This window comes from Nocardia sp. A7 (assembly GCF_046549215.1).
Taxonomy (GTDB): domain Bacteria; phylum Actinomycetota; class Actinomycetes; order Mycobacteriales; family Mycobacteriaceae; genus Nocardia.
Genome location: NZ_JAJPWE010000001.1, coordinates 1,361,664 through 1,368,253, shown reverse-complemented (window position 1 = coordinate 1,368,253; position 6,590 = coordinate 1,361,664). Strand labels below are relative to the sequence as shown.

Here is a 6,590-nt window from a genome sequence, read left to right as displayed (position 1 = left end):
GTATTCGCAGTCGAAGTGTTGAGGAGCTAGCTAGCTAGCGGGATTTTATGCTAGCCACCTTGCTGTCGTGAGTGCTATCTTGGTAGCGTTGATGAATGATCGCGGAGCAACCGACCAGGAAGGTCCTGCAAGCCCTGAAGAAGGAGGGCTGGTCGAAGCTGCGCGATGGAGCAGGCAGTCACTCGATATACGGCTGCCGTGCAGGCAAGCACGACGTGAGCGTTCCCGATGGACATCGAACTATCTCGCCAGGGGTGGTCCGAACCATCAACAAGGCCGTCGCGGCGTGCGATTGCCCGGAGGAGGACGAATCATGAGCACAGCAATCACCTACGACGTACACGCGAACCGCGTCGGGCGGTGGTGGGAGATCACCGTTCCTGACGTCTATGGCGATGATCCGTGTGGTCAGGCCAGGCATCTCACCGATGTGGGGTACGAAGCACGCACCATCATCGCGGCGAAGTTGGATGTGCCCCTGTCGCATGTCGAGACTCGACTGGTGGTCGATGATTTCGGCGATGCACGTGACGTCAGCGGGCGGGTTCAGCACATCTCGGACCTTCGTTCGAAGATCGAGCGCCTCACTGATGAATTGAACGAGGAGCAACGCTCGCTTGTTCGGGAACTACGCCGTGAAGAAGTCCCTGACGTCGATGTCGCGACGTTGCTGAACGTCGCGCGTCAACGGATCGGCCAGCTCGCGAAGTAAGGGTGCGGTGCCGATGTGATGTGGGGTCTTTGTTCTCGAAATGTGCTCGACGCGCAACCGGGATAGGGTCCGGGTTCGCTTCGGGAACAGGAAGGGAGCGGTTGTTATTGCGCTTCGGATTTGGCTGAGCAGTGCGGGGGCGGCGACCGTGCAGGTTATGCGGTTGCTGCGGGAGAATCCCGACGGGGTCGCGGTCACTATTTATGCCAGCAATGTGGATCCGAGTGCGGCCGCTCTCTCAGCGTGTGATGTGTCGGCGATCGAACCTCGGTACGTGAGCAACGAGGAGTATGCGCAGTTCGCGCTCGACTTCTGTCGCACGCACCGCATCGACGTGCTCATACCGCCGCGGCGCCTCGACGCGCTCGCGGGTCGGGTGGCGGACTTCGCCGAGGTCGGGACCAGTCTCATGTGTTCGCCGTTGGCGGCGGTGAAGGCACTGACCGATAAGGTGCGCACCTATGAGATCGCCGGTGCGGCAGGGGTTCCCGTGCCACCGTGGCGGGAGGTTCGCGATGCGGACGAGTTCTGCGCGGCCGTCGACGAGTTGTCGCTGGGTGGGGAGACACTGTGTATCAAGCCGAGTGGTGAGTTCTCGGCGTTCGGGTTTCGCATCCTGGATGACCGTCCGCTGACCATGGCGAGTTTGCGGGTCGCACCACGACCGGTGGCCTCGGTCGCGGCGATCGCGGGCGCGATGCGCCGGGCGGCGGAGGAGGGGGAATTCGTGCCGCCGCTGCTCGTGATGCCGTTCCTCGAAAGTCCGGAGATCAGTATCGATTGTCTCTCGGCTCCGGGAGGTGAACTGCTGGTGGGTATTTCGCGCGCCAAGCAGGGACGTTTCCGCATGCTGCTCGATGATCCCGCGGCGGTCGACATCGCACGCCGACTCGTTCGGCACTTCGAACTGGCCTATCTGACGAATGTTCAATTGCGTTATCGCGGTGGACAACCGGTGCTGCTCGAGGCGAATCCACGACCCTCGGCGGGTCTGTTCCACACGTCCTTCGCCGATGTGAACATGCCATGGGCCGCGGTTCGTCTGCTCCTGCAAGGGGATTCGGGACTGCGCAGACCGCCGCGTCTGGGCGCCTGTCTCGCGGTGGCCGAAGCGGTCATGGAGGTCGCTCCGCTGGTGGATGGTCAACTTCCGGGCGGTGTGCGCCGAAGCGCGGATCTGGTTCCCGGCTGATCGAGAGCGTGGCTCATTCGCCGGTGGTGAGCAGGCCCCGGTTCATGGCGACAATGACGGCATGGGTGCGGTCGTTGACGTCGAGTTTGGCGAAAACGCGCAGGAGATGGGTTTTGACGGTGGCTTCGGCGATGACGAGGCGTTTGCCGATCTCAGGGTTGGAGAGACCGTCGGCGACCGCGCGCAGGACCTCGATTTCGCGGGGTGTCAGGTTGACCGTCTCGGGTCGGCGGATGCGAGCGACCAGGCGTTCGGCGACGCGCGGTGCCAGGACCGTGCGACCGCGGGCGGTGGAGTGGATGGCGTCGACGAGTTGATCGCGGGTGGTGTCTTTGAGGAGGTAGCCGATGGCGCCCGCTTCGATGGCGCGTTCGATGTCGACGTCGGTGTCGTAGGTGGTGAGAATCAGGACACGGGTACTGGTGCGGCGCACGATCTCTCGGGTCGCGGCCACGCCGTCCAGAACCGGCATCCGTAGATCCAGGAGCGCGACGTCCGGGGACAGCCGTTCGGCGAGGTCGATGGCTTCGGTTCCGTCGGCCGCCTCGCCGACGATCTGGACGGACGGCTCGGCCTGCAACAACGCGACGAGACCCGCGCGCATCACGACGTGATCGTCGGCCAGGATCAGGCGAAGGGGCGCGGTCACGTCAGCTCCGCCGGGAGCAGGGCGAAGATCCGGGTGCCCTCGCCGGGCGAACTGGTGACGGCGAACTCGCCACCGAGTTCGGCGAGCCGACTGCGCATCCCGTTCAGGCCGAATCCGCGCGCCTGCTGTGGCGTGAAACCGATTCCGTCGTCAGTGATTTCGAGTTCGAATCCGGCATCGGTGTGGGAGAGGACGACGCCGACGGTGCTCGCCTTCGCGTGCTTGCTCACGTTGGCCAGCGATTCCTGCGTGCAGCGCAGCAGGCCGATTCGGGCGGGTTGGTCGCACACGATGTCCGCCAGTTCGGCGTGCACGGTGAGCCCGGTGTCTTCGACGAAGCGATCGAGGACCCGTCGCAGTGTCTGGGCGACTCCGCCGCCGTCGGAAGCAATGCCGCCGAAGAGAGCCCTTGCCTCGGTGAGGTTTTCACGGGCGGTCCGTTCGATCGATCTGAGCTGCTTGGCCGCGGCCGACGGATCGGTGCCGATGCCGTCGCGGGCGGCTTCGGCCAGCACGATGATGGAGGCGAAACCCTGGGCCAGGGTGTCGTGGATGTCGCGGGCGATCCGTTCGCGTTCCTCGGCCGCGCCTTGCCGCTGATGGGCCGCGGCGAGATCCGATTGGGTGCGTGCCAGCTCGGCGCCGAGTATCCGGGTGCGTTCGGTGCTCTGGCTCATCACCTGGTCCGCCCAGAGTCCGAGCAGGACGCCACCGGCGTAGCCGAGCACGGTGAAGATGGCGTTGCCCGAGGAGAAGTTCGGCCCGGTGAGGTGCCCGAGGGCCGTGGCCGCGGCCGCCGCACTGGTCATGCCCACCGCGCGCGCCGGGGTCGGGGTGTAGATCCAGAACAGGGGGAGCGAGACGATGAAGAATGCCGCGCCGCCGTCGAGCAGGCTCGCTGTCACGCCGAGCACGAGGATCAGCAGGCAGAGGAAGCGGGTCGGCCCGATGACGCGGTTACGCGGAAACAGCGTCAGGGCAATATAACCGGCCCCCAGCACCGCGATCAGCAGCCACGTCGAGTACTTCGTCGCATCGACGCGATCGTGCACCGCGATCACCGGTGGGCCGAGCCCGAGCAGCACCCAGCATCCGGCGTAGCACCGGCGCAGAATCCGTACCCGGCTCGGCTGCTTTTCCATACCGGTCAGCCTACTTTCGCCGGTTCCGCGGTGACGGCGGGTCGTGCGGGCCACCAGGTGCGATCACCCAGCAGCAGCAACAGCGCGGGCAGGATCACGATCCGGATCACGAACGCGTCGAGCAGCACCGCCACCGCGAGGGCGAAACCCATCTGCTTCATCTCCATGATGTGCAGCGGAACGAAGCTCGCGAACACCGTGACCATGACGAACGCGGCACTGGTCACCGCGCTCGCCGAACCACCGAGACCGTCGATCACCGCCTGGCGGGTCGCCATGCCGCCGCGCACGAGCTCGCTGATGCGGCTGAGCACGAAAATCTGATAGTCCATCGACAGTCCGAACAGGATCACGAACAGCAGCAGCGGAACGCGGGAGCCGATCGAGCCGGTCGATTCGAAATCGAGCAGGCTTTCGGCCCACGTGTTCTGGAAGACCGCGGTCAGCAGACCCAGCGCCGCGCCTGCCGAGAGCAGATTCAGCACGACGCTGATCAGACCGAGCACTACCGACCGGAACGTCACGACCGTCAGGACGAACGTCACCAGCAACAGTGTCGCGATGATCAGGGGCAGCTTCTGTTCCTGATGACGCGGGTAGTCGGCATAGCGGGCGACATCGCCGGTCACCGCGTAGTCCACGCCGGTCAGTGCGCCGATCGTCGCCGGGAGGTATTCGGTGCGGAGGCGTTCGAGTGACTCCTGGGCGGCACCGTCGCTGACGTGGTGTGGCACCCGCAGTTCCAGCACGTTGACCCGCGCGTCGGGGGAGGTGCGCAGCTCGCCGTTGCCCGCGAGCGCGGGATCGGACTCGGCGCGCGCGGCCAAGGCGTGCAGCGCGGCCCGCACCTCGTCGGCTTGCGCCGGTTCGGCCGCCACCACCACCTGGTGCATCGACTTCAGTTCGGGAAACGCGGTATTGAGACGATCGAAGGTTTGCATGGCCGCGATGGTGCGCGGGTGGGAATTTCGGCCCATGTCGGTGAGCTCGAGCGCGAACAGCGGCGCGGTGAGCGCGAGCATGATCCCTACCGAGATGGTCAGCGCGGCAGCCGGGCGGGCAGCGGTCAGACGCAGCAGCGAACCGGTGAGTCGACCCGGACCCGATTGCTTCGCGGGCTTGCGCGCCGCACGCCGGTCGGCGCGCTCGGTCAGCACCGTGAGCAGGGCGGGCAGGGCGGTGAGCGAGCTGGCCACCGCGACCAGGGTGACGAGAATGGCGCCGGTCGCGATCGAGGAGAAGACGACATCGTCGGCGAGGTACATCGTCGCGGTGGAGACGGCGACGGCGAGACCGGAGACCACCACCGCGCGGCCCGATGTCGCGGCGGCCAGTTCCACCAGAGCCCTTGAACTGAGCGCACTTCCATCGCGGGCACGTTCCTCACGTGCGCGCTTCAGATAGAAGAGGGTGTAGTCGACCCCGACCGCCATCCCGATCAGCAGAATGATGTTGGTGCCGACGCCGTTGTCGGGGAACAGATGTGAGGCGGGCAGCGACAGGCCGATCGCGGCGACAATGGACGAGATGGCCAGCAGCAGTGGAACCAGAGCCATTGCCGCCGAACGGAACACGATGAGCAGTGTGAGCAGGGTGATCGGCAGTGCGATCAGTTCGGTCTTCGCCAGGTCGCGCCCACGCAGGGCCTCGACCCCGCTGCTGATCGAGGGGCCGCCGGTCTGCTCGATCAGGAGGTTCGGATACGCGCGTTGCACCTGATCGGTCTGCTCGCGCAGCGGCGCCACGTGTTTCTTGGCATCGAGTTCCGCCCCTGCCATCGTCACATCGATGCGCAGTACTGTGTTGTCCGATGAAAGTACCGGTACAGCAACAGATTCGACTTCGGACAAGCCCCGCATCCGGTCGGTGATCTCCTGGCCGGCGCGGTCGGCCGCGGGCCCGCCGCCGGTGATCAGCACCCGTTCCATCGGTTGCTGTTGCAGCCCGCCCGAGGTCGCGATCGCCTCACCACGGCCCGCCTCACCGATCCAGAAGTCCTCGGTAGCAGCGGGTTTCCCACCGATTGCGCAGCCGATTCCGACACACAACGCCACGAACACGAACCAGCCGACGATGGCCCGCCACGGATGGCGCGCACTCGCAACGGCGATCGGTACCAATCTATTTCGCATGCCGTCAATGCTGCTCGGGTGACCGGTGCCGCAGACAGCATCGACCGGTCGAACTTCGTGTCCACCGATCGGTGGACACCGCGGGCGTTGTCAGCGGGTGAGCAGCCCGGCCAACCCGTCCAGGAGTAGATCGAGGCCGAAGGTGAAGTCCGCCGCACCGGAGTGGGTGCCCGCGATGACGAGCGCGGCGAGGGCGTGCATGTGCGGATGTGTTTCGGTGGGAATGAGCGGGAGGAATTGTTGTGCGGCCGAGGCATATTCGGACCGGTCGAGGGGGAAGTTGATGGCTTGGAGGGTGAAGCCGTAGATGTGGCTGTCCATGGCGTTCCAGGCGCGGTCGGCTTGTTCGTAGGTGAAGCCCGCGGTGATCAGGCAGCCGAGGGTGGCGTCGATGTAGCGAAGCATGGCGGGGCCGACGTTGACGCGGGAGCCGAGTAGGCCGGTGGCCCAGCGGTGGGCCAGGAGGACCTCGTGGGCGGAGGTGGCTCGTCGGCGGAGTTCTGTTCGCCAGTCCGCGCCCGCTCGGGGGACGTAGATCTCCGCGACCACCAGGTCGATGATGCCGTCGTAGAGGTCGTCCTTGTTGGCCACGTGGTTGTACAGCGACATCGCTTCCACGCCGACGGTCTTGGCGAGGTTGCGCATGGACAGGGCGGCCAAGCCCTGCTGGTCGGCGAGGTCGATGGCGGCGCGCAGGACACGCTCCCTGGTGAGCGGGGTACGCGGGGGCATGGCACTCCTGACTGTTCCTTGACCTACTTAC

General features: G+C 65.8%; 7 protein-coding genes. 3 read left to right on the top strand and 4 right to left on the bottom strand.

Going from position 1 to position 6,590, the window contains the following annotated elements; genetic code table 11:
* Positions 1–95 precede the first annotated feature (95 nt).
* Genes ACLJPD_RS06255 through ACLJPD_RS06245 form a run of 3 tightly spaced genes read left to right on the top strand, consistent with a single transcriptional unit; the run spans position 96 to position 1,904 of the window.
* A complete protein-coding gene (locus tag ACLJPD_RS06255; RefSeq protein ID WP_410870766.1) occupies positions 96–317 on the top strand; it encodes a type II toxin-antitoxin system HicA family toxin in 222 nt (73 codons plus the stop codon).
* Positions 314–712 carry a hypothetical protein gene (locus ACLJPD_RS06250; protein ID WP_410870765.1) on the top strand — a complete coding sequence of 133 codons (399 nt, stop codon included), beginning with the start codon at positions 314–316 and terminating at the stop codon, positions 710–712. The genes ACLJPD_RS06255 and ACLJPD_RS06250 overlap by 4 nt, the downstream gene beginning before the upstream one ends.
* A 40-nt stretch (positions 713–752) precedes the next feature.
* Positions 753–1,904 carry an ATP-grasp domain-containing protein gene (locus ACLJPD_RS06245; RefSeq protein WP_410870764.1) on the top strand — a complete coding sequence of 384 codons (1,152 nt, stop codon included), beginning with the start codon at positions 753–755 and terminating at the stop codon, positions 1,902–1,904.
* A gap of 13 nt (positions 1,905–1,917) precedes the next feature.
* On the opposite strand, the gene ACLJPD_RS06240 is transcribed toward ACLJPD_RS06245, so the two are convergent.
* The 4 genes from ACLJPD_RS06240 to ACLJPD_RS06225 form a co-directional block, all read right to left on the bottom strand.
* Positions 1,918–2,553 carry a response regulator gene (locus ACLJPD_RS06240; protein ID WP_410870763.1) on the bottom strand — a complete coding sequence of 212 codons (636 nt, stop codon included), beginning with the start codon at positions 2,551–2,553 and terminating at the stop codon, positions 1,918–1,920.
* Positions 2,550–3,695, bottom strand: a complete 1,146-nt coding sequence (locus tag ACLJPD_RS06235; RefSeq protein ID WP_410870762.1) for a sensor histidine kinase — start codon at positions 3,693–3,695, stop codon at positions 2,550–2,552. Before ACLJPD_RS06235 ends, ACLJPD_RS06240 begins: the two co-directional genes overlap by 4 nt.
* Before the next feature lie 5 nt (positions 3,696–3,700).
* Positions 3,701–5,827, bottom strand: coding sequence for an MMPL family transporter (locus ACLJPD_RS06230; protein WP_410870761.1), 2,127 nt, complete (start codon positions 5,825–5,827; stop codon positions 3,701–3,703).
* Between the two features lie 90 nt (positions 5,828–5,917).
* On the bottom strand, positions 5,918–6,559 hold the full coding sequence (locus tag ACLJPD_RS06225) for a TetR/AcrR family transcriptional regulator C-terminal domain-containing protein (RefSeq protein ID WP_410870760.1): 642 nt from the start codon (positions 6,557–6,559) through the stop codon (positions 5,918–5,920).
* Positions 6,560–6,590: the final 31 nt, after the last annotated feature.